This window comes from Flammeovirga sp. AWQ4_249, from assembly GCF_056161045.1.
In genome coordinates this window covers 1-21,878 of record NZ_JBSWYJ010000044.1, presented here as the reverse complement: position 1 = coordinate 21,878, position 21,878 = coordinate 1, and the positions used below count along the sequence as shown (strand labels likewise).

Here is a 21,878-nt window from a genome sequence, read left to right as displayed (position 1 = left end):
ATTATACTTTAATATAATCGGCCTTTTTTATTATTTTGATTTATTGAACATGTATCTGTCGATTTTCCATTCACCATTTACTTTTTTTAGAATAAAAAGTTCACGGTTTGCTTCTTCAACAGTCTGTCCATTTGCATGAATAAGTGTTTTACCATGTGATTGAGTTCTTGCAAATGCATAATCATCTTTCACAACAACTTCCTCAATATCGAAAACTACTGTAAGTTGAATTGCTGCAAATACATTATCATATGATATTGCAAGTTCTTCACTTCCTGTCGCTGTTGGAAAAGTTGTTGGATAAAAAATCCCATCCTCTGTATATAAGGTAACAATTGTCTTAGTGTCTCCAGCGTTTAATGCTGTTTCATAAGTTTTTAATAAAGAAATTACTTCTTCTTTTTCATTTGCTGGTTTAGTACCTGCATTTACTGCTGCTGTGTTCATGATTGTAATTATTAAAATGAATAAAATTTTATTTAAAGATTTCATTGTATTCTCTGTTTAGTGTGAATTATTTCGTTTTGATTACATCACAAAGGTGGCAGGTTTTGGTAGGGTTTACTTATAAAGAATAACAAGAAAAAATCTTAAACTAGATTAAGAGTAGAATAAGTTTCACAATACAGGTGTATATTAAATTATTACTTATAAAGTGTGTATTTTAATAGTCTAAAAGCTTATTAACCAATTACTATTAGCCCAAATCAAGAATGAGGTATTGTATCAATACTGTAAAATTACTTTTTGTTCTTCTTCTATCTTTTTCTCAGAATAGTTTTGCCCAAGAAGAAGTAGGACCAACGAAAGTGAAAGAAAAAATTAAAAATCGACATTATATTTCAGTGACTTTTGCTGAGACTTATATTCCTGAAGGCTCGGGCATGGATAATCTTGATCATAAAGGACATTTTGTACCTGGGATAGGATTTGATTACTTCTATCGATTTAAACCAAAATTTGAAGTAGGTGTGATGATTGATTATGAACTAGGACATTATCTCATACCACATGAAGAAGATTTAGAGAGAGAAAATGCATTGATCTTGTGTGGTGTTGTTACTTATGAATTGATCCCAAATTGGGTATTATTTGCCGGAGGTGGTGTAGAATTTGAAAAGCATGAACATTTAGCAGTGTATCGTGTTGGCACTGAGGTAAGTATTGATTTAGGAAAAGATTGGGCTATACCATTTGGTGTCTTTTATGATATTAAAAATGGTTACTATAATACACTATCTTTTAGTGTAGGTGTTGGAAAAGCCTTTTAAATTTAAGTTTACTCTACTGTCTATTCTAGAACTATTTTAAAAATGAAAAATATATTAATCTATTTATTACTCTTTCTATTACCATTATCAATTTTCGGGCAAGAAGGAGGAGATTCAACAGCAACTCTAAACGACCAAAAAGAAATCTATCCTTATAGATTACCTATTTGGGGGCAAAAAGTAACCGATAGAGGATATAAGTTTCCAAGACCTATTGGTTTAGGATTGAACTATGTTTACAATGAAATGTATTTAGATATTTCTGAATTTAAAATGGGAATCGGTGGAGTTGATCTTACCAGTATTTTGAATGAAGAAACTTTAGGGTTTAAAAAAACAAGAGCTTATGCTCATGGAGGTAATTTCCGATTGGATATGTTTATACTTCCCTTCCTAAATGTTTATGGGCTCATCTCTTATTCAAGAGGTGGAACAGAAGTAGCTTTACAACCCAATTTTGGAGGAGAAAAATTTCCTGAATTTAGCTCCAATGTTGAATTTAACGCATTAACAGCAGGTGGTGGAGCTACTTTAGTTTATGGGTTTAAGAAGTTTTTTATAAGTGCAGATGTAAACTTATCATCATCTTCAAGTGAACTATTAGATCAAAATGTAGGTGTTGTTACTTCTTCTTATAGATTTGGAAGAAGGTTTCATTTCAAAAGAGGCTCTAAATTAGCCTTTTACATCGGTGCTATGTATAGAAACTTTGTGAATCATGAAGGTAATGATGGAAGTGTAACATTAGGAGAAGCTTTACCTGGTTTAGAAGGGAAATATGAGGAATGGTACAATGGACTTACTCCTGCACAAAAACGAATTATTGATCGAGTGGAAGGTCAAGTCGAAGATGCCTTATCCGATACGCCTTATGACAAGATTACTGATTTACCTATTTCATATACTATCAAAAAAGATTTAATTAAAAAATGGACTTTCCAATTTGGTGGTAATTTTGAAATCAATGAATCATGGATGATTAGAGGTGAGTACGGGGTTTCGGATTATAGTAAGTTCTTGATGACAGGGGTTAATTATCGGTTCGGAATTAAAAAGAAATAAATTAATGTAATGAAGAGGGTATCATTTTGGAGATGACACCCTTATTTTTTACTTGAAAGTTCTTTTCTGATTTTACTTAAAAACTCAGGAGTAATACCTAAGTAAGAAGCAATTTGAACATTTGAAATTCGTTGGAGTAGGTAAGGGTGTTTTTCAGTAAAATTAATATACCTCTCTTGAGCACTACTACTTATATTATCTAATATTCGATCCTGTAAACTCATATAAGCATTTTCTATAAGAACTCTAAAAATTCTATTGAATTTAGGGTGTTCTACAAAAAGTACTTTTAAGTTTTCTAAACTCAAACGAATCACAGTGGTAGCATCTAAAGCCTCAATTTCTAGCCTAGAAGGTTCATTTTTATGCATACTTTTGATGTCATTAATCCAATGATTCTCAACAGCAAATTGCATATTATGTTCTTTACCTTCCTGATCTACATAATACATTTTTAATGCACCTTCTACCACAAAATTCATATGGGTAACAATATCACCGCTTTGTGATAAATATTGTCTCCTCCTAAGTTTTTTTACTTCAGAAATTTTAGTGATGAAGGCAATTTCCTCTTCGGTCAAAGGAAGGATATTAGTAAAATAAGAAATGATTTTATCTACCATACCTTTTTAAAGCTTAAGTTTATAAACAACTTTCAAATGTTGTGGAACTGATACTCCAAACAGATTTTACTTTTCTGGGTTTAGTCGTTAATCCTCTAGTATTTGAATTTATACTATTCAACAAGTTGACTAATGGGTTACTATCTGCAGCAGAACGAGTAGAACGTACACCATTTATATTGAATAATTGTTCGGGATTTGGAATTGCCTCTTCTGATGCTAAGACAAACATTTTGTCAATACCAGTACCCTCTACAGTGAATTCAATAAAATTTCCTTCAAGATTGACCGGTACAATATCTTTTTCATATCCTTCTAAGATATTATCAGATTTATTGTCTGAGAAGTTATAAGGAAGGAGAAGTTGCATTGCTCCAGCGTCATTGATCATAAATACATATAGGAACATATTTCTTTTTTTCCATCTATCGTAAAGGGCAGGGTCTTTTTTGAAAGCTAAACGCATATTTTGTCCTTCATAGATTTTCCCTTCTTCTATGATATTTCCATTATCTAAATCCTCTAAACATAATTTAAAAGGAAATGCCATACTAGCTGGTGATTTTAATGTCATCCATTTTTTAATAGCACCAATTTTTTGTGCTTGGTCTGTTAATGTAAAAGTAAAAGACTGACTATCTAAATTTACAGGATCAGCAAAAGTAGGGAGGGTTTTGATGTCAGATGTATTTGAGTTTGCAGATTGGTGTGTCCAAGCATATTTCAAATTTCCACCTTCATAAAAACCACTTAATATATAGGTTGACCCCATACTTGATGTTGCTAATTTTGTTGCAGAACCATCTAGTTTTCCATTTATAGCTTGAAATTGAGAAGTAGACAATGGAAGGTTAACTAATAATTTTACTTCAGAATCACCTTCACATTTTAGACTTGACACTGCATTACTCACTTCTTTTGAAGAAGGACTAGAGAGTATTTTATTTTGTCCACAAGTATTTGATACTACCCATTGAGAAGTACTCGGGTTGTAGGCTAAAGTATGCGTACCTTTTTCCCATGGTTTAACGAGTTGAAAAGAAGAAATACTGCTTAATTCTTTTCCAATTTCCAAAAGCTCCTGATCACTTAGTTTACTCTGAGGTACATAAACTACTAAATTTGCACGACTAGCATGTGCTAAAACTTTAACTTCAAATATATCTCCTTCTTTTAAAGACTTTAAATCGCCAGAAGATAGCTTTGCATAAGAATAAGTCATGCCATCCAATGATGAAATTTCAAGTGTGTTTCCTTTTTCATCTTTAATAGTTGAGCCTTTCGTAATATTTAGTGCAGCTCCTCCCAATAATTTTACTTCTCCAGTAGTTGCATTAATTTTTTCTACAAATAATAATGGGTTTTCAGAAGAGTTAGCATTAGCACCAAATAAAGTTTTATTCATTCGATCTTCTTGCCCTTCAAATGTAGGCGTTTGAACTTTTCCATCGTATCTCAATAGAGAACGAATTCTCTTCTCAAGTGTTGCTACATTTTCTACTGAAGGAGAGGCATTAATAGCTTGTAAGAAAGCATCCGTAAATGCACCTTGTGGGAGCCCTTCTAGATTAACTGTTTCGTCAGCTGTTTCATTATTTTGTGCAGCAGAAATGATCAATGCACCTCTAGTAGAAGGAGGAATTGTTTTTTCAACTGTTGTATTTCTATCTGGAAACTTATGATTCAAACTTCTAGACACAGGAGTGTCAGGAGTAAGTGCATTTCTACTTACAGACCCACTATGACAACTATCAAAAATTGCAGTGACAACTGCTTTTTTATCAGTGAGTGCTAAGAAAAAAGCATTTAATTCTGTATCAAGAATATAATTTTGAGTTCCTTTATAAGCATCTGAAGGTACAATGCATTCTTGAGTTTTATCTGCTTCAAAATGTTTACTGTTTTCTACTTGTGAACCATGGCCGGCATAGTAAAAGAAAACGATATCATTAGGATCAGTATTTTTCTCAAGCCACTTGAAAGCTTCTTTAAGGCTATTAGTCGTTGTGGTCTCAGGAGTATCTAACTTTTTTATAATATCAAACTGATACTTACACTGTAATACATTTGAAATAGCATTTGCATCCCTTACAGCACCATTCAAATTTCTCCAAGTAACGGTAGAGTTTGTAGGAGTATTGGGTATATATTTGTCGATTCCAATAACAAGGGCAATTTTCTTTGCATAGACACTAGAGCTAAAAAATGCAGTGACTAATACTAACAGTAGTAGGTTCTTTTTCATAAATCAATAAATACAACAATAAATGTTGAGGTTGTATGATATCTCAAAAATAACAAATTATATCACAAAAATTAGAATCAATATTTTAGAAAAAAGCAGGTAAATACCTTAATTCATTGAAATATTTTATTAAATCACTATATTTGCTTATAATATTTTTAATAAAACACGATTATCTTTTACGGATATATCAATGTGAAGCGAGAAAAGCAGAAGTAAGATGATCTACTACAGTACTAAACAACAGGCTGAAGAAGCTAGCTTAAAGAAAGCACTCTTCAAGGGTTTACCAGAAGACAATGGTCTTTATATGCCCGAAAAAATTGCGAAGTTACCACAAGAATTCTTCGATAATATTGAGAATTTATCATTTCAGGAAATTGCTTTTGAAGTGACCAATGCTTTATTAGGAGAAGACGTTCCTACGGAAGAAATTCGTAAGATTGTAAATGATGCGGTAAATTTTGATGCACCTATCGTAAAAGTAGTAGATCAAATTTATGCTCTCGAATTATTCCATGGTCCAACTTTAGCATTTAAAGATTTTGGAGCGAGATTTATGGCTCGCCTTATGTCTTATTTCTTAGATAAAGGAGAAAAATTACACATCTTAGTAGCTACTTCAGGTGATACAGGTAGTGCTGTAGCACAAGGTTTCTTTGGAGTGGAAGGTATTCAAGTGACTATTCTTTATCCTAAAGGAAAAGTGAGTCCTATTCAAGAACAACAGTTAACTACAAATGGTGGAAACATCAAAGCTGTTGAGATTGAAGGAACGTTTGATGATTGCCAACGTTTGGTAAAAGAAGCATTTTTGGATCAGGAATTAAGTGAGGCATTAAACCTTACTTCGGCAAATTCAATCAATATTAGCCGATTAATTCCTCAGTCATTCTACTATTTCAATGCTTTTGCTCAATTAAAGAGAGAAGGATTCAAAAAAGTAGTTTTCTGTACTCCAAGTGGAAACTTTGGTAACCTTTGTGGAGGATTGATCGCAAATAGAATGGGTCTTAAGGTGGAGCAATTTATTGCAGCAACTAATGCCAATAAAGTAGTTCCTGTTTATTTTAAAACTGAGGTTTTCCAACCTAAACCTTCTATTGCTACAATTTCAAATGCAATGGATGTAGGTAACCCCTCTAACTTTCCGCGTCTATTAGAATTGACAGGAAACTCTTTTGAGAAGTTGACTAAGAAAGTTTCAGGTGCTTATTATACAGACGAAGAAACTAGAGAAACGATGAAAGAGGTTTATGATGCGACAGAATATGTAATGTGCCCGCATACGGCGATTGCATATAAAGCATTAGAAACATATATGAAAGATGAGGATACAAACAAGAAAACGGCAGGTGTTTTCTTATCAACTGCTCATCCGGTGAAATTTGTGGAAATTGTGGAACCAGTGATCAATAAAAAGATTGAAATTCCTCAACGTTTACAAGAGATTATTGAAAGACCGAAAGAGGCAACATTAATGCCTGCTGATTTCAAGATTTTCAAACAATATCTGTTAGCAGAAACTGAATTAGTTTAATATAGAATTGTAGTTTAATACTGCAATCTTAAAATATATAAAGGTGAAAGGTAGTTATTATAATTACTTTTCACCTTTTTTACTTTATTAGTAAATCATTCACTATATCTTTTATCATTGTGTTAATTGAAGTTTCAGATAAAAATACATGGCTTTCAACATTGGCTAAATTTTTAAAGGCTCCTTTGGAAGAGGGAGAAAATAGCTTCGCATTTGATAATGAATTTGGGAAAGGAAATTTTAATGCTTACCCAATCGAAGAAGGAGTGGATGTTCGTCATGTGAGTTTTACTTTAAAACAAGAGATACTTTTTAAAGAACAAGCAAACAAAGAAAAGCAGGCACTTGTCATAAACTTTTCTTACCAAGGCTATCCGGAAGGAACTGTAATTGTAGAACATCCTAAGGAAATTTTGGTAGATGAAAAACAGGTACTGATCTATTCTGATAACTCTACAATCATCAGTAGGTTTTCAGAAAATTTCCCTCGAATGTATACGCAGATTATTGTTGATTTTTCTTGGTTGAAAAGAAATTATAAAGATTTTATTCAAAAATTCCCCAATGTTGATGTAGGTCTAAAAACTCCTCGTTCTTTTTTTGCGAAACAATCATACTCTTTAAAACATCAACGTTCATTGGAAGAATTGATGTTTACTGAATATCCAGATGAAATTAAAAAACCTGTTTATAAAGGCTTAGTATTGATTATTGTTGCTGATATTATTCATCAATTGCAGAAGTCAAAAGATAATGCAAATAAGCATTCCTTTTCAGAAGAAATTCAAACAGAACTAGATGATTTAGAAGTATATATCAAAGAGAACTTAGAGAAGGAAATAACAATAGAAATGCTGTGTAGAAAGATTGGTTATTCGAAAACTAAACTGCATAATTTGTTTAAGTCCTACTTTAATCACTCTATGTATGATTACATAAAATTCCTACGATTATCTAAAGCAAAATCACTTTTACTAACGACAAATTTACCAATATCTGAAATTTCTGTCAGAGTGGGCTATCATTCTATTCCTCATTTTACAAATCGGTTTAAAAAAGAATTTGGTGTAACTCCAGTCCAATTTAGGAAAGGATTTGATAGAGGAATGCTATAAATAAACCTTTTTTTATCTAAAAATTCTCATTTTTCGCGTAAAAGTAAATATTCATATTAAGTTCTAATTATTATATCTTCCTCAATAGAAATATGATGAATGTCACACTTTTACAGTTGTTACAATGATATCAATCATTAATAACTTTGTTTAAGTGTGAATAATATTTAAATGAACAATCGCATAATTATAAATGAATATTCAAATAATATTATTGTTAAACCATAAACTATATTTGACGTATTAATAATTAAATAACACGGTTTCAGCTGTTTGTTTAATCTATTAAACACTTTTGTTGCTCATCGCATTTTTGTAGATAAAAACAATTACGATAAACCTTCAAAAAGATGTTGAGCTACTTTAGTCATGGAAGTTTGACTTCCATACATCATTCTACTTAATACAATCAAATTCGATTGATACTTGATTAAAATATTATTTGAAATGAAAAAGAAACTTACTTTATCTATTGTTTTTATGATGTACATTTTGTTGACAATTCCACAAAATGCATCAGCGATGATTAGCCCTGAAAAAGTGAATACAGTCGCAGATATTATGACTTGGGTTGTAATATGTGTCGTTCCAGTGGTTGGAGCTATCGTATTTTGGAAAATTCATATTATTCCAGAAGAAATTGCAAAAAGGAGAAATCATCCGCAAGCAGACTCCATTCACATGATGTGTTTGCTTTCTTTAGTGATGGGAGGAATGCTTTGGCCAGTAGCATTAATCTGGGCTTATTCTAATCCTCACCAAATTCATGTGACTGAACAACAAGCTTTCGGAGCAAATACAGATTCTTCTGAAGAAGAAGAAGAAAAACAAACAGCCTAATTTCCCTCATTTTCCTCAAAATCTTAAAAATCAATAATCATGGTAGATTTAATATTAATTGTTTATTGTCTTATTGTATGGTTAGTTTTTATCAAATTCAAATTACTAGCCTGGAATACAACTTCAAAAATTATCGTTTTCATTATTCCTGTAGTAGGAATCTCTTTCTTAGTCTTGGCAATGAATATCTTTATGCCTTCATCAGATGACGTAAGAGTTTACAATAAAACTGTTCAGATAAAATCAAATGTTCGTGGACGAGTAGATAAAGTATTAGTTCAGGAAAATTCAAAAGTAAATAAAGGCGATACTTTATTTATCATCGAACAAGCTCCCTTCTTAGCACAAATTGAAGGATTAAATGCTTCGATTAAAAAAGCAGAGGCTTCAGTGAGTGTTCAATACAAAAATGTGGAAGCATTAAAAGCAAGTGGTAGAGCCGTTCAAGCTCAATTAGATCTTCAAAGAAAACGTGAGCAACAGTTCCAAGAATTAGTAGATGCAAACGCAGGTAACAAATTTGATTTGGAGCAAGCTCAAAATAATGTTCGTCAGTTGGAAGCTCAATTGGCACAAATAAAAGCACAAGAAGCTTCAATTCTAGCCAATATTACAGCAGAGTATAATGGACAACAGGTTTCTGTAGCAGAGCTAATTGCTAAGTTAGAAAAAGCAGAATGGGACTTAGAACAAACTGTAATCAAAGCTCCAATAGATGCGACAGTGGTCAACTTGCAATTGCGTCCAGGTGCCATGGCACTTCCATTGACAGATTTAATGTCACTTGTAGAGTCTCGTCAAAATATCATTGCTTCATTTGATCAAAACGAATTACATAAAATCCGTGAAGGAAATGAAGTAGACCTTACCTTCGTTACACGTCCAGGAGAAATTATTCCTGCAAAAGTAGAATCGATTGTTTGGGCATCTAGTAGAGGTCAATTATTGCCAAGTGGTAAAATGCCTCAAATTGATCAAAATTTACAAAAGAGAGGTAAATATATGGTGAAGTTTTCTACAGAAGAAGACTACAACATTCCGATGGGTGCAAATGGCTCTGTAGCTGTTTATACTTCGACGATGGAACCTTTCTATATCATTCGTAAAGTAATGATTCGTCTTTCGGCTAAAGTGAACTACCTAATTTTAAAAGCTCACTAAAAAATCAAATGATTGTTCATTATGAATTTATCTAAAAAAATAATCCTTTCACTAAGTGCAGCTTTTGTACTTAGTGGATGTATCAAACTAAAAGATGCTCCAACTTCGGATCAGATAAAAGAAGATAATACTGCATTAGAGAATATGAATATTCCTGATGATTGGGTATTTGAAGAAATAGATTCATCTGCAATTGATTTAGGTTGGGCAAAAGAATGGGAGACTGCAGATTTGGATTCCATCATTGCAGAAGGTTATAGATATAATGTAGATATCAATGTTGCTGCTTCTAGAATAGAACAAGCAAACAAAGGGTTGAAAATCGTAAAAGCACAAATGCTTCCTATTTTTGGTGCAGGTGCTTCAGGAGGATATAATTTTCCTACTCAGGGGGCAGCACCAAGTTATGGTTTTGTCAACATGTCATGGGAAGTTGACCTTTGGGGAAAGCTTCGTTATGCTAAAAAAGGAACGGAGACAATGATTTATTCTGCAGAATATGGAAAGCAGAAATTAGAGCAAGTTTTAGCCGCTACAATTGCAAAAGCATGGTACACTGCCGTTTTTATTCAGCAACAAAAAGAATTACTGAATCAAGCAATTGAAGCTACTGCTGAGATGGCGACTTTAAATGAAGCTCGATTAAAAATTGGTGTTGCTAAGGAGTCTGATGTATTACAAATGAACGCTCAAGAAGCAAAGTTTAGAGAAAAACTAGTCGCTTTAGAGCAAGTTGAAAAAGATACAAAAAGATCAATTGAATTATTAATTGGTAGATATCCTAAAGGTGAATTGGAAGTTGCTGCTGCATTGCCAGAGTTGAAAACGGAAGTTCCTGAGAATTTACCAATGAGCATGTTGGAAAATCGCCCTGATATCATGATTAGTCAGTATGCAGTACAACAAGCTTTCTATAGTAAAGAAATTGCAAAGGCGGCAAGATGGCCAAAAGTTAGTATCAATTCTTCATTTGGTGGAGTCAATTCTACTATGCAAGGTATGTTACACCTTTCCAATCCAATTTTCTCATTGGGTGGAAACCTTGTGACGCCAATTTTTAGTTGGGGAGCAATCAAAGCCAATATTTCTATTCAAGATGAAGCACAAAAACAAGCTGTTTTATATTATGCAAAATCATATTTGACGGCATTAAGTGAAGTAGAAACAAGCTTGAATGGTATCAATGCTGTTGAAGATCGTTTTGAACAATCTACAATTGCTTTAGAGAATTTAGAAAGAACTTATAAGTTATCGGAATTACAATATAAAATCGGTAATGAAAATATGTTTACACTACTTCAAAAACAATTACAACTTCTTGAAGTAGCAACGAATCAATTAAACCTGAAGTATGAAAAGATTTCTCAACGTATCAATCTTTATCTTGCATTAGGTGGCGATTACATCGCAAAGAATTAATAAGATGAATAATTTGTAAGTATATACTAACCTTCAGTATATAAATCAGCCCTACGTCTTTTGTTAGATGTAGGGCTTTGTTTATTTGATATCTAAAAATAATTACTTGTTCTTAATACCAAATTTTGGATCTATATTCAATTTAAAACTCCATAGAATAGCGGGAATGCCTGATATTACCACCAACAAAAAGAAGTTGCTATAACCAACAAATTCTTGGATGTAGCCAGACACCATACCAGGAAGCATCATTCCTAATGCCATTAATCCAGTACAAACGGCATAATGTGATGTTGCATTGTCTCCCTTTGAAATATAAAGCATGTACATCATTAATGCAGTAAAACCAAAACCATAAAAGAATTGTTCAATTGCAATAACAATCGCTACATAAATCATATTATTGGAAGCTAATGTCGCTAATATCCAATAACCAAGATTCGGTAAGTTTAATGATAAAAGCATGGGGATTAACCAAAATTTTAATCCTTTTGTATAGATAGCGATTCCTCCTAAAATACCTCCAGCAACTAAACAACCCAAGCCAATTGTTCCGTAAAGCACACCATAATCATCATTGGAAAGTCCCATTCCGCCAGTACCAACATCATCTAATAAAAAGGGAGTTGCAATTTTTACTAGTTGTGCTTCACCTAGTCGGTATAATAAAATGAATACTATACCAATGTAAATTTTGTCTTTTTTGAAGAAAGTTAGGATTGGAGAATCTAAGACTTTATGATTTTTCTCTGCCTTTTTTCTTAAGTCAAAAACAGTATAAATAACCACCAAAGCTCCCAGAATTAAATAAGTAATAGTAGTCTCAACTTCTAAAAATTGATTGATCAACCATCCACCAAGACCTATAATACAGATTTGACTAAAGATGATACCTACTTCTTTTAAACCTTTAGATTGTTCATCTTCAGATCTTAGTTTTTCATTATTAGGTAAAATAAATTTATGTATAAAACTAAAAATTACCATAAAGACACCAAGACCCGCAAAAGCAATACTCCAAACCGTTGTATAGTCCTGATACATATTGTGTAAATATCCAGTTACCGTAACAATCAATCCTTGTCCAATCCACATTCCGATACGGTAAAACGTACTTCTAATACCAACAAAAAAGGCTTGTTGATCATCTCTCAAACCTATCATGTAAAACCCATCTGTTGCGATATCATTAGTTGCTGAGGATAGAGCAATGATCCAAAAAGCAGCTAGGGAATATTTAAAAAAGTTTTCCATTGGAAGAGTTAGAGCAATAGCAGCAAAACCACCTCCAATGACCAATTGCATTAGGTATATCCACCATTTCTTTGTGCGAATGACATCAACTATTGGACTCCAAATAGGTTTGATTACCCAAGGTAGATTTAACCATGAAGTATATAAAGCAGCTTCAGCATTACTTATTTTTAAATTCTTATACATGATCAATGCTACCACATTCACCATGATGTAAGGTATACTTTCTAATATATAAAGACTAGGTAGCCATTGCCATGGACTTCTTTCTTTATGTTGTTGCATGTGTTGAGTAGTTTATATTTTTAGTATTGAACTTTTATCTTTTTAGAGAAGAGACCGCCTGCTTTAAGCATGATCGCATTGCTTCGGCTACTTTCATTATAATTAGCATCCAAAGCTGTAACAATGTAAGTATAATTTTTTCCTTTTTGAATATCTCGATCAACGTAAGTCTGTGTCTTATAGGGCTCCTTATTGATGATAGTATGTATATATTTTCCATCTAAATTACCAAAACCTTCTTCTTCATATCTGTAGATGACATACTTCTCAATACCTGAATTTAGTTCTAATTCTTCCCATTTCAATTGAACACCACTATAAACAGTTCCAGATGTTTCAGTAATTCTAACTTTTGATGGAGAAACTAATTCTTTTGTGGTAACTGAAGGAGGAAGGACATAATTTTTATAATTTAATTGGATGGAAGAAGTTACTTTTAAAGGATCTTCAAAAAGGTACTTTGCACTAAAAAATGCATTTCCTTTTACTCTATCATATTTTCTATTGATATAAATCTGAGCAGCAATTTCCTGAGGATCTTCCCATTTAGTACCCACTTTGTATAGGGCTTGACCAATGTAAAGATTGGTATTGTAACAGTTATTATTCCACCATCGAACAACTTCCTCGTATGGAGCAGCTCCCAATTCTCTATGCCAATATACTTGAGGTATAACATAATCAATCCAACCTCTACGCATCCATTTGACAATATCAGCATGCAAATCATCATAGTTAGTAATGCCTGCTCGGGTATTAGAACCGCTTGGATCCACATTATTATTTCTCCAAACACCAAATGGACTAATACCAAATTGTACATCAGGTCTTTCCTCTCTCAATTGCATTGAAAGACTTTGGACGAAATAGTCGACATTTTCTCTTCGCCAAGCTGCTTTATCATCAAATCCAATTCCATACTTTTGAAATGATTCATCATCTGGAAATTCTTGTCCTTGTATTTTATAAGGATAAAAATAATCGTCAAAATGTATAGCATCTAAATCATAATGCCTAGCTACTTCCATAATGGATTTTAAAACAAACTTTCTTCCTTCAGGATGACCTGGATCGAAGTAAAATTTATTGCCATATTTTACAAACCACTCTCTGTGATGAAAAAACGGATGATCTGGCGCTAGCTGTGTTGTATCAGCATTCATGGTTACCCTGTAGGGATTGAACCAAGCATGAAAATCTAAGTTACGTTGATGTGCTTCCTCAATCATAAATTGAAGAGGATTAAAATAAGGAGTAGGGGCTTTTCCTTGTTTTCCTGTCAAATATTTACTCCATGGTTCATAAGAAGAAGGGTAAAAAGTATCTGAAACAGGGCGTACTTGAACAATGACCGTATTAAAACCAAGTTCTTGTATTTTATCTAGATAGCGAACATAATCTTCCCTTTGCTCTTCTGTCGTAGTCAAATTAGGGGCAGGGTAATCGATATTGTTAACCGTTGCAATCCATACTGCTCTAAATTCACGTGTATTTTGTGCAGAAAGAGAACCGATTAGAAAAATAAAAAATACTTGAAGTACAAAAAAAATCTTCATGTTAGATAGTCAAATTATTTCTAAACATGAAGATAAGGTTTTTTAGGTAGAGGCAATAATTCTATCTATTAATTCAAATATTATAATTTAAATCTGCCTCCTATAATAAATTGTCGTTGGTTCAATTGTACTTCTGATCTTGTTGTAGCGATAGATGAATTATTGACTGTGATATAAGTATTGTTGAAAAGATTTTGAGCTAATTAATAATATCAATTTTAATGCAGCCTAAAGTTACAATTGTTATTAGAATTCAATAATTAATAAATTTCAAAATGAATCTATATGTATTGTATTACAAATTAATATGATAATCTATTAACCCCTGAGTTGGAGATTTGATAATTTGAGGAGAAGCGATATCAACTTTTTCAAAAGCTTTTAATAATAAAGGGGAAAAATGATGAGCAATAGAACCCGTTATTTTAATTGGTAAGTTTTCTTTGTAAAAAGGGATAATATAATACTGAATAAATTTAGCAAATTGCTCTAAGATCATCTCTTTTAGGTGTTCATCATATTGATGATGTTCTATGATAAAAGGAGCAAATGAAGCGCAAAACGTATTTGGATTTTTCTTTTTGTATAAAGACTCCAAAATATCATTTGTATTAAGATTATAAGTATCTATGAAATGACTAATAGTTTCCATAGACAATTGAGTAGTTAATAATTTTTGTAGGAAAGTAAGTCCTAAGGTAGCCCCACTTCCAAAATCACTTAATAGATAACCTAAAGAAACCGGTTTTTCAATAATTTCTTCTTTTCTATATAAACAAGAATTAGCACCAGTGCCTAAGATTGCGGCAATACCAGTTTCTTTATGTAATAATCCTCTTGCAGCACCAAGAAGATCAGTTTCTACAACTAATTTTGCATTGGGAAGGTGAGGAGTAAGCGTATCTTTTATTTTATTGATTCGGTCTTCAGAACTACAACCTGCACCATAAAAGTAAACTTGTTCAATAATATCATCTTCAAGTATTTCTTTAAATACACAAAGATCCTGATGAAATGCTTTAGTAAGCTCTTCATGAGACCAAAACAAAGGATTATACCCCGATGATTGATGATTCTTAATGACTTTTCGATTTTTTGTATCGATCAAAGTCCAGTCTGTTTTGGTAGACCCGCTGTCTGCTATTAATTTAAAAATTACTTTTTATTTGTAGTGATTAAAAAATTAGTTCTTTTCATGGCTTCTTTGAAATATCATCAAATCAGTTCCATTTCTTTGTAATGCGAATACAACAAAAATAATTAAAGCAATGACCAAAACAATACTTGTAGCTGCCATTATCTTATAAATATCTGTATTTGCTTGAGTTTCTAACTCTTTTTCTTTGAGTTGAAGATGTTGTTGCTGTAATTCTTTTTGTTGTGCTAACTGCAGTTGTAATTCTTTATCATTGACAGAAAGTTGAGCAGAATTGAGGTCACCTTTTGTTTGAGCTAATTCTTGCATTAAGTTATTGGTCAACTCTTTTTGTTTAAGAAGTGCTTGTTGAGCTGAGGCTTCAGACTGTTCTGCTAATTTTTGTTCTTTTAGAGATTGTAAATGTTTGGCTTGTGTTTTTTCCAACAAAGCCTGTGTTTCTGCGAGTTGTTCTTGAGTGCTTTTAAGTAACTCATTATGTTCTTTTGCACGCTGCCCCATTTCTTGGATTTGACGGTTGTTGTCGTCTATATTTCTCTGCAACCTATACTTATCATCTTTTAATTCTGAAATTCTAGTTTCTAAAGAACGAATTGAACCTTGTTTCATGTCTAACTTCTGATCATTAGTAGATAATTCAGCTTCTCTTTCATTAAGTCTTTTTTCTAAGCGTAATAAATCTTCTTTTAAGTCTAAAATTCTATCATTTTGATGTTTAATCTTAGACAGATAAGCATTATTTTCAGCATCTATTTGTGCGTTCTTTTTTTCAAGTTCGTTAATTCTCATTCGTTGTTGTTTAGATCCATCGGATCCAGAGAAAGCAGCATAAACACCAAGAGCTCCACAGACCAATAGACCAATGACGCCAATCTTCACCCAGTTTTTTTGCTGAATTAGCTCTTCTTGAAAATTATTTTTATTATTTCTCATTGACTGTTTGTGTGCAATAAAAATAGTGTTACAGATTAAAATAGAAAACTACATGGTAGTTTAGATAAAGTTTACTGTTTTGTTAAAGGGTTATGTCAGTATTACACATTAAATATTGTGAATTTTAGCAATTTTTCAAAGAAAATAATGATATATATAATCAAGTAAATCAGAATGTTATCAATTTGTTGTACTTGGAATTATTAAATTTTAGACTCTAAAATGTGTTTTGAAGAGTGAATTATTACATAAAGTGTACAGATGATATTCAATAAAAATATAGATATGTAGAGTTGATTAGCGAAAATAAATCATTCAAAACTCTTTTATGGTTTATATGGTTTCTTTGATTAATTATATAACCTTGGAAAAGTACAATAAATACATGGAAATGTATAATAATAAGGTTGTAAATAAATCTAAATTAGTTGTTGTATAAATGTAAATGTATAGTATATTTGCATCCATAAATTTTAGAAATGAGAATTTTCTAAATAAATCGCTGATAATCAGCACAAGCGTCAGACGGACACTTGATTTTATTACGAAATAAACTTTTAATGAAAAAGTTTTTGCTTTATTTAACTGCGTTTGTATTAAGTATTGGAACTATTGATAATGCTTCAGCATCTTTAAATAATTCTATTACAAGTGTAAAAGATACGGATACTATTAAAAGAGAAAGTTACATTAGAACTTTATATAAATCTTTTGATCCTATCTGTAGAAAATACGGAATCAATACAAAAGTGGCTATATCTCAAGCAATAGCCGAGCAAGGTTGGGAATTAAGAAAGGATTTCAGAATTTTCAATATTGCATCTACTAACCCTACTAGAAGCAAACTAGTTTATGATAATGGGGAACAACGTTTTAGAAGATATCGAGTATATACTTCATTAGAACAAGCTGTAGAGGATTATTGCAAAGTGCTAACTAGTTTTCACACTTATCGCAAAAATGGATTGTTTGAGACTTTAGATCCAAACATGCAAATCGAATCAATTGCGAAAGGTGGATATGCAACAAACCCAAAGTACCAAGAATTGGTAACTGCTGTGATGGAGAAATTTGTTTCTCCTGTTGTAGATAACTTACGTGAAGAAGAAGCAATTGCTAGAAGATCAGAACAACTTCAAGCAGTAACTTCAGTGAGTAGCGTTGAAGCACAACATATTCGTTTCTGTTTGCCGTCAAGCTACTAGAAACGTCTTTACCTAGACATAACATATTGGAATTATAAGAAACAGGAGATCCCACTTAATTGTGAGGTCTCCTGTTGTTATTTAAAAGGTGAAACAAAATCAGTGTAAACTTTTTGTTATGTCAGAAAAAATCAAAAAGTTTAGGGTTTTAGAATAGAATTAATTGTCGAATCCATTTCTCTGTACCCTTTTCGGCCGAGATCACGAACAACTTCTCCTTGTGCTAGAAGTTCATCCCAGATGTTCATCTCTACAATTTCGAAAAAGTTTTTTTCATCTTCTTCTGAAGCAAATCTGTAAAGATCTTTCAGGCCTCTTCGTTGAATTTCATTCTTTACCAGAATGTCCTTCATGCTTTGGACTAACTGAGCACAAACACCTAATTCAAAATCTGAATTAGCTCTGATGGAAACATTAAAATCATAATTGTCTCCTTTGGCAGTAGCAGTCACGCGTGGTTTGATAAAATGCTTCATGAAGCTCTGTTTACATAGTTTTTCGACTTTTTTCTAGATCGGTACACCGTAATGAGACGGGTGTCCTCAAAGATAAATATGTACGATTTGTACTTCCGTTTATCTCTTCGGCAGTGTGAACCAAAGCATTCTGATTTGTATGCTTGGTAGACGATGTTTAGATAATCTTTTTTGCGCCAATGACGACATCGCTTGGACATCGCGTTGTAGGCATGAGTGCTGATTTCAATAAACATATTTGCTAGAAATAAAAAAACGCACAGTCTCCCGTCTAGAGCTTGCACGTCGATGATAAAAATAAAATAAGTAACAAGAGTGCTAAGCACGCTAAATAAGTTAATGAATATTAATGAGAAATGCACTTTTATAAGAGAGATATTGACTGTGAAATAGATAGAGTAGGTAGGTTTGGATTATTCCTTAAAAATTGTTGATCAAAAGTTGATCTGAAATTTATGGTAATCTCAAAAAAGTTATGTAACTTATGAATCTGTGCTCTTTAGTTTTTAACTTTACTGCAAATAAAATTTTAATAAATATGAGTACTCCAAAGCTTGAAGAAGGTAAGGATTATTACATTGAAAATGGTCTTTATGTTTTTACAAAAGAATACCATATAAAAAGAGGATATTGTTGTAAAAATCAATGTAAACATTGCCCTTGGGGTTTTAAAAAAAATAAGATAAAGACATCTATTCTTTAACCTAAGTATTAGATATAAAAAAAGATTGATCAAATGTTTAAGTTTGATCAATCCTTTTTTTTTTGAATGAATAATTTAGCATTAAAAATGAAGTATAAGTTATTGCAAACTCATTCCTTATTTTTAATGCTTAACTCACTAATATGAATATGTTCCATAAGGAGAGTGGATGTCTAATGACTTTCCTCCTTCTTTTGTTTCTACTCTACCGATTATTTGAGCATCTACATTAAATGATTTAGAGATGTCAATAATAGTTTGTGCATGTTTAGGATCAACATAGATTTCCATACGGTGACCCATATTGAATACTTTGTACATTTCTTTCCAATCTGTACCACTGTTTTTGTGGATCATCTCAAATAGAGGAGGGATTGGGAATAAGTTATCCTTGACAACATGTACATTGTCTACAAAGTGTAAAACTTTTGTTTGAGCACCACCGCTACAGTGAACCATACCATGAATTTCTGGTCTTAATTCATCCAATACTTTTTTAATGATTGGTGCATAAGTTCTCGTAGGTGATAAAACAAGTTTACCAGCATCTAATGTAAGATCAGCAATTGCATCTGTCAATTTCTGTGTTCCAGAATAGATTAATTCATTAGGAACTTGTGGATCAAAACTTTCAGGATACTTTTCAGCAAGATATTTAGCAAATACATCATGACGAGCAGAAGTAAGCCCGTTACTACCCATACCGCCATTGTATTCTGATTCATAAGTTGCTTGACCATATGAAGCTAGACCAACAATTACATCACCACCTTGGATATTGCTATTGTCAATAACTTCATCACGTCTCATTCTTGTTGTTACAGTACTGTCTACGATAACTGTTCTAACAAGATCTCCAACGTCAGCAGTTTCTCCACCTGTACTATGGATATCGAATCCATTGTCACGAAGCATTTGTAATACTTCTTCTGTACCGTTGATTAACTCTGAAATTACTTCACCTGGGATAAGGTTTTTGTTTCTACCAATTGTGGAAGATAATAGAGTACTTCCTGTTGCTCCAACACAAAGAAGATCATCTGTATTCATGATGATAGCATCTTGTGCAATACCTTTCCAGACAGACATATCGCCTGTTTCTTTCCAGTATAAATAAGCTAAAGATGATTTTGTGCCTGCACCATCAGCGTGCATAATTGCACAGTACTCTGGATCGCCTGTTAGAATATCAGGAACGATTTTGCAGAATGCTTTAGGAAATAAGCCTTTATCCAAACGCTTAATTGCATTGTGGATGTCCTCTTTTGAGGCGGAAACACCGCGCTGTGCGTATCGCTCTTGCATGAGATTCAATAGGTTGTAATGAAACTGAAAAGCCCAGACCTCTATTTTTTGTGGGATTGGGCTGATGCGGCAAAATTATACTTTTTATGGGGATTATTAAATATTTTCTATGATAAAAAAAGTAATATTTAATTGTTTTTATCTTTCCATGGCTACATCGTCTGCTGTAATGATAGGAGCAGTGTTACCCCAAGAGTTTCTAATGTAGTTCAATACGTCTGCAGCTTCTTGGTCAGAAAGAGCTCCTTGTTTAGGCATAGCACCCGTATATGTAACTCCATTAATGGTAATTGGCTCTTCTAAACCATGTAAAACTTGACGGATTGCTTGGTGTTTATTTTCAACTAAATATTTTGCATCTGCTAATGGAGGAACCTGAGGTTCGATACCTTGTCCTTCACTTAAATGACAATGCATACAATTAACCATATATACTCCTTGTCCTCTTTTAATACTTTCATCTAATGGATTATAACTAATAAAGGAGAATAATATTATCGAAAATAAAACGATGAGATAAGGTGTTATTTTTTTCATGATGAATATCTTAGGTGTTAAAGTTACGTTTATACTTTAAAGGTAATTTTTTTATAACTTTTCACCGGTGACTATCATCAGTGTTTAAAGGAGTATTATTATCATTCTTCTTGATTAAGAGGAAGCAAATTTTTCTAAACCAAGTCCAAATAAAGCAAAATCATATTTGACAGGATCTACAGGATCAAGCTTTTTTAAATTATCTGTTAATTCAACAGCTGCTTGCCAGTCTGTTTGTTTTCTTGTGAGTAATTTTAATTTTCTACTTACTCTTTCGACATGCACATCTAAAGGGCAGATTAATTGGGAAGGTTGCATCGTTTTCCATAATCCAAAGTCAATACCTTTATTATCATCTCTAACCATCCATCTTAAAAACATATTTATTCTTTTACAGGCAGACTTTCTTGCTGGGGTAGCAATATGTTTTCTTGTTCTTTGGGGTGCATCCTCTTCTTCAAAAAAATAATCATGAAACTTAATTAATGCATTTTCTACATTAGGATCATCTTCCGAAAGCCCCAAAAGGAATGCATCTTCTAATGAATTGTACTTTTGATAGTGTCTTTTGAAAAATGAAATAAAATAAAGGGTATCTATATCATTAAAAGTTCGGTGTTTGAAATCTAAGAAAGGAGCTAAATCACTTTCCTGATGATTCATGATAAAGTCATGTGGAGCATTGTCCATGAGGATTATTAGCTCTCTACACTTATTGATAATTGTTTTCCTCTGACCCCAAGCAAGTACAGCTGCCCAAAATCCCATGATCTCAATATCTTCTTTTTTTGAAAAAGAGTGGGGAATGCAAATTGGATCATCAGGAATGAAATTTGGCTGATTGTATTTTTTTAAGCTGCTTTCTAAGAGATCAATCATATTTTTTAATTTTTAAGTCAATTTTCCTCTCAAAAATAGTGTTTAATCCTATTTTATTCTTAATGATTGTAATAATTGCTCTTTTTTTTTGAAAAAGGTTTGGAGTGAATGCACTTTTCAAATACCTTTGCACTCGCAAAAAACAGTTGCTCCGTTCGTCTAGGGGTTAGGACGCCAGGTTTTCATCCTGGTAGCACGGGTTCGAATCCCGTACGGAGTACAAGTCTAATTGAGACTTAAAATCAATACCCCGCTCCGTTCGTCTAGGGGTTAGGACGCCAGGTTTTCATCCTGGTAGCACGGGTTCGAATCC

General features: G+C 32.6%; 20 protein-coding genes and 1 tRNA gene. 10 read left to right on the top strand and 11 right to left on the bottom strand.

What is annotated here, in order from left to right; translation table 11 throughout:
• Nucleotides 1–30: 30 nt before the first annotated feature.
• Nucleotides 31–447, bottom strand: a complete 417-nt coding sequence (locus ACXAHM_RS21745) for a YybH family protein (RefSeq protein ID WP_474964800.1) — start codon at nucleotides 445–447, stop codon at nucleotides 31–33.
• 266 nt (nucleotides 448–713) lie between these two features.
• On the opposite strand from ACXAHM_RS21745, the gene ACXAHM_RS21740 reads away from it, so the two are divergent.
• Both ACXAHM_RS21740 and ACXAHM_RS21735 read left to right on the top strand, forming a co-directional pair.
• A complete protein-coding gene (locus ACXAHM_RS21740) occupies nucleotides 714–1,271 on the top strand; it encodes a transporter (RefSeq protein WP_474964795.1) in 558 nt (185 codons plus the stop codon).
• 42 nt (nucleotides 1,272–1,313) lie between these two features.
• The gene (locus ACXAHM_RS21735) at nucleotides 1,314–2,333 is read left to right on the top strand and encodes a hypothetical protein (protein ID WP_474964792.1); all 1,020 of its coding nucleotides are present in this window, start codon (nucleotides 1,314–1,316) and stop codon (nucleotides 2,331–2,333) included.
• A 41-nt stretch (nucleotides 2,334–2,374) separates the two neighbouring features.
• Here ACXAHM_RS21735 and ACXAHM_RS21730 read toward each other — a convergent pair whose 3' ends face one another.
• Together ACXAHM_RS21730 and ACXAHM_RS21725 are read right to left on the bottom strand one after the other, a co-directional pair.
• A complete protein-coding gene (locus tag ACXAHM_RS21730) occupies nucleotides 2,375–2,956 on the bottom strand; it encodes a Crp/Fnr family transcriptional regulator (RefSeq protein ID WP_474964788.1) in 582 nt (193 codons plus the stop codon).
• Nucleotides 2,957–2,975: 19 nt separating this feature from the next.
• Nucleotides 2,976–5,201, bottom strand: coding sequence for a caspase family protein (locus ACXAHM_RS21725; protein ID WP_474964785.1), 2,226 nt, complete (start codon nucleotides 5,199–5,201; stop codon nucleotides 2,976–2,978).
• A gap of 220 nt (nucleotides 5,202–5,421) precedes the next feature.
• Here ACXAHM_RS21725 and thrC point away from each other — a divergent pair, with 220 nt between their 5' ends.
• The 5 genes from thrC (at nucleotide 5,422) to ACXAHM_RS21700 (ending at nucleotide 11,276) form a co-directional block, all read left to right on the top strand.
• Entirely contained in the window at nucleotides 5,422–6,741 is a 1,320-nt protein-coding gene (gene thrC, locus ACXAHM_RS21720; RefSeq protein ID WP_474964782.1) for a threonine synthase, read from the top strand.
• 161 nt (nucleotides 6,742–6,902) lie between these two features.
• Nucleotides 6,903–7,856 (top strand): helix-turn-helix domain-containing protein, encoded by a 954-nt coding sequence (locus ACXAHM_RS21715; RefSeq protein WP_474964778.1) that lies wholly within the window; start codon nucleotides 6,903–6,905, stop codon nucleotides 7,854–7,856.
• A gap of 447 nt (nucleotides 7,857–8,303) precedes the next feature.
• Nucleotides 8,304–8,696, top strand: a complete 393-nt coding sequence (locus tag ACXAHM_RS21710) for a DUF3302 domain-containing protein (protein ID WP_474964774.1) — start codon at nucleotides 8,304–8,306, stop codon at nucleotides 8,694–8,696.
• Nucleotides 8,697–8,735: 39 nt separating this feature from the next.
• Complete coding sequence (locus ACXAHM_RS21705; RefSeq protein ID WP_474964771.1) at nucleotides 8,736–9,857, top strand: HlyD family secretion protein; 1,122 nt, start codon at nucleotides 8,736–8,738, stop codon at nucleotides 9,855–9,857.
• A gap of 21 nt (nucleotides 9,858–9,878) precedes the next feature.
• Nucleotides 9,879–11,276, top strand: a complete 1,398-nt coding sequence (locus tag ACXAHM_RS21700; protein ID WP_474964769.1) for a TolC family protein — start codon at nucleotides 9,879–9,881, stop codon at nucleotides 11,274–11,276.
• Between the two features lie 102 nt (nucleotides 11,277–11,378).
• On the opposite strand, the gene ACXAHM_RS21695 is transcribed toward ACXAHM_RS21700, so the two are convergent.
• The 4 genes from ACXAHM_RS21695 to ACXAHM_RS21680 form a co-directional block, all read right to left on the bottom strand.
• The gene (locus ACXAHM_RS21695; RefSeq protein WP_474964767.1) at nucleotides 11,379–12,815 is read right to left on the bottom strand and encodes an MFS transporter; all 1,437 of its coding nucleotides are present in this window, start codon (nucleotides 12,813–12,815) and stop codon (nucleotides 11,379–11,381) included.
• Between the two features lie 20 nt (nucleotides 12,816–12,835).
• Nucleotides 12,836–14,371: a glycoside hydrolase family 10-like protein gene (locus tag ACXAHM_RS21690; protein WP_474964764.1), complete on the bottom strand. Its 1,536-nt coding sequence runs from the start codon at nucleotides 14,369–14,371 to the stop codon at nucleotides 12,836–12,838.
• Nucleotides 14,372–14,666: 295 nt separating this feature from the next.
• Nucleotides 14,667–15,479 (bottom strand): hypothetical protein, encoded by an 813-nt coding sequence (locus ACXAHM_RS21685; protein ID WP_474964760.1) that lies wholly within the window; start codon nucleotides 15,477–15,479, stop codon nucleotides 14,667–14,669.
• Between the two features lie 75 nt (nucleotides 15,480–15,554).
• Nucleotides 15,555–16,460, bottom strand: coding sequence for a hypothetical protein (locus ACXAHM_RS21680; RefSeq protein WP_474964757.1), 906 nt, complete (start codon nucleotides 16,458–16,460; stop codon nucleotides 15,555–15,557).
• Between the two features lie 560 nt (nucleotides 16,461–17,020).
• Between ACXAHM_RS21680 and ACXAHM_RS21675 the strand changes: the two genes are divergently transcribed.
• Entirely contained in the window at nucleotides 17,021–17,665 is a 645-nt protein-coding gene (locus tag ACXAHM_RS21675; RefSeq protein ID WP_474964753.1) for a glucosaminidase domain-containing protein, read from the top strand.
• A 140-nt stretch (nucleotides 17,666–17,805) separates the two neighbouring features.
• Here the strand turns inward: ACXAHM_RS21675 and ACXAHM_RS21670 are convergent, their stop codons facing one another.
• The gene (locus ACXAHM_RS21670) at nucleotides 17,806–18,141 is read right to left on the bottom strand and encodes a hypothetical protein (protein WP_474964750.1); all 336 of its coding nucleotides are present in this window, start codon (nucleotides 18,139–18,141) and stop codon (nucleotides 17,806–17,808) included.
• A gap of 484 nt (nucleotides 18,142–18,625) precedes the next feature.
• On the opposite strand from ACXAHM_RS21670, the gene ACXAHM_RS21665 reads away from it, so the two are divergent.
• On the top strand, nucleotides 18,626–18,844 hold the full coding sequence (locus ACXAHM_RS21665; RefSeq protein WP_474964746.1) for a DUF5522 domain-containing protein: 219 nt from the start codon (nucleotides 18,626–18,628) through the stop codon (nucleotides 18,842–18,844).
• A gap of 138 nt (nucleotides 18,845–18,982) precedes the next feature.
• On the opposite strand, the gene ACXAHM_RS21660 is transcribed toward ACXAHM_RS21665, so the two are convergent.
• From ACXAHM_RS21660 to ACXAHM_RS21650, 3 genes are all read right to left on the bottom strand, one after another.
• Nucleotides 18,983–20,149, bottom strand: coding sequence for an AIR synthase related protein (locus tag ACXAHM_RS21660; RefSeq protein ID WP_474964743.1), 1,167 nt, complete (start codon nucleotides 20,147–20,149; stop codon nucleotides 18,983–18,985).
• A 138-nt stretch (nucleotides 20,150–20,287) separates the two neighbouring features.
• Nucleotides 20,288–20,686 carry a c-type cytochrome gene (locus ACXAHM_RS21655; protein WP_474964740.1) on the bottom strand — a complete coding sequence of 133 codons (399 nt, stop codon included), beginning with the start codon at nucleotides 20,684–20,686 and terminating at the stop codon, nucleotides 20,288–20,290.
• Between the two features lie 114 nt (nucleotides 20,687–20,800).
• Nucleotides 20,801–21,565, bottom strand: a complete 765-nt coding sequence (locus tag ACXAHM_RS21650) for a TIGR02757 family protein (RefSeq protein WP_474964738.1) — start codon at nucleotides 21,563–21,565, stop codon at nucleotides 20,801–20,803.
• 148 nt (nucleotides 21,566–21,713) lie between these two features.
• On the opposite strand from ACXAHM_RS21650, the gene ACXAHM_RS21645 reads away from it, so the two are divergent.
• Nucleotides 21,714–21,785, top strand: a tRNA-Glu gene (locus tag ACXAHM_RS21645).
• Nucleotides 21,786–21,878: the final 93 nt, after the last annotated feature.

Bases quoted from the DNA above. Each gene is read 5' to 3' on its own strand.
- ACXAHM_RS21730 (WP_474964788.1), bottom strand. From the start codon at position 2,956: ATGGTAGATAAAATCATTTCTTATTTTACTAATATCCTTCCTTTGACC.
- ACXAHM_RS21705 (WP_474964771.1), top strand. From the start codon at position 8,736: ATGGTAGATTTAATATTAATTGTTTATTGTCTTATTGTATGGTTAGTT.
- ACXAHM_RS21695 (WP_474964767.1), bottom strand. From the start codon at position 12,815: ATGCAACAACATAAAGAAAGAAGTCCATGGCAATGGCTACCTAGTCTT.
- ACXAHM_RS21700 (WP_474964769.1), top strand. From the start codon at position 9,879: ATGAATTTATCTAAAAAAATAATCCTTTCACTAAGTGCAGCTTTTGTA.
- ACXAHM_RS21670 (WP_474964750.1), bottom strand. From the start codon at position 18,141: ATGAAGCATTTTATCAAACCACGCGTGACTGCTACTGCCAAAGGAGAC.
- ACXAHM_RS21650 (WP_474964738.1), bottom strand. From the start codon at position 21,565: ATGATTGATCTCTTAGAAAGCAGCTTAAAAAAATACAATCAGCCAAAT.
- ACXAHM_RS21675 (WP_474964753.1), top strand. From the start codon at position 17,021: ATGAAAAAGTTTTTGCTTTATTTAACTGCGTTTGTATTAAGTATTGGA.
- ACXAHM_RS21710 (WP_474964774.1), top strand. From the start codon at position 8,304: ATGAAAAAGAAACTTACTTTATCTATTGTTTTTATGATGTACATTTTG.
- thrC (WP_474964782.1), top strand. From the start codon at position 5,422: ATGATCTACTACAGTACTAAACAACAGGCTGAAGAAGCTAGCTTAAAG.
- ACXAHM_RS21740 (WP_474964795.1), top strand. From the start codon at position 714: ATGAGGTATTGTATCAATACTGTAAAATTACTTTTTGTTCTTCTTCTA.
- ACXAHM_RS21735 (WP_474964792.1), top strand. From the start codon at position 1,314: ATGAAAAATATATTAATCTATTTATTACTCTTTCTATTACCATTATCA.
- ACXAHM_RS21655 (WP_474964740.1), bottom strand. From the start codon at position 20,686: ATGAAAAAAATAACACCTTATCTCATCGTTTTATTTTCGATAATATTA.
- ACXAHM_RS21660 (WP_474964743.1), bottom strand. From the start codon at position 20,149: ATGCAAGAGCGATACGCACAGCGCGGTGTTTCCGCCTCAAAAGAGGAC.
- ACXAHM_RS21690 (WP_474964764.1), bottom strand. From the start codon at position 14,371: ATGAAGATTTTTTTTGTACTTCAAGTATTTTTTATTTTTCTAATCGGT.
- ACXAHM_RS21680 (WP_474964757.1), bottom strand. From the start codon at position 16,460: ATGAGAAATAATAAAAATAATTTTCAAGAAGAGCTAATTCAGCAAAAA.
- ACXAHM_RS21745 (WP_474964800.1), bottom strand. From the start codon at position 447: ATGAACACAGCAGCAGTAAATGCAGGTACTAAACCAGCAAATGAAAAA.
- ACXAHM_RS21665 (WP_474964746.1), top strand. From the start codon at position 18,626: ATGAATCTGTGCTCTTTAGTTTTTAACTTTACTGCAAATAAAATTTTA.
- ACXAHM_RS21725 (WP_474964785.1), bottom strand. From the start codon at position 5,201: ATGAAAAAGAACCTACTACTGTTAGTATTAGTCACTGCATTTTTTAGC.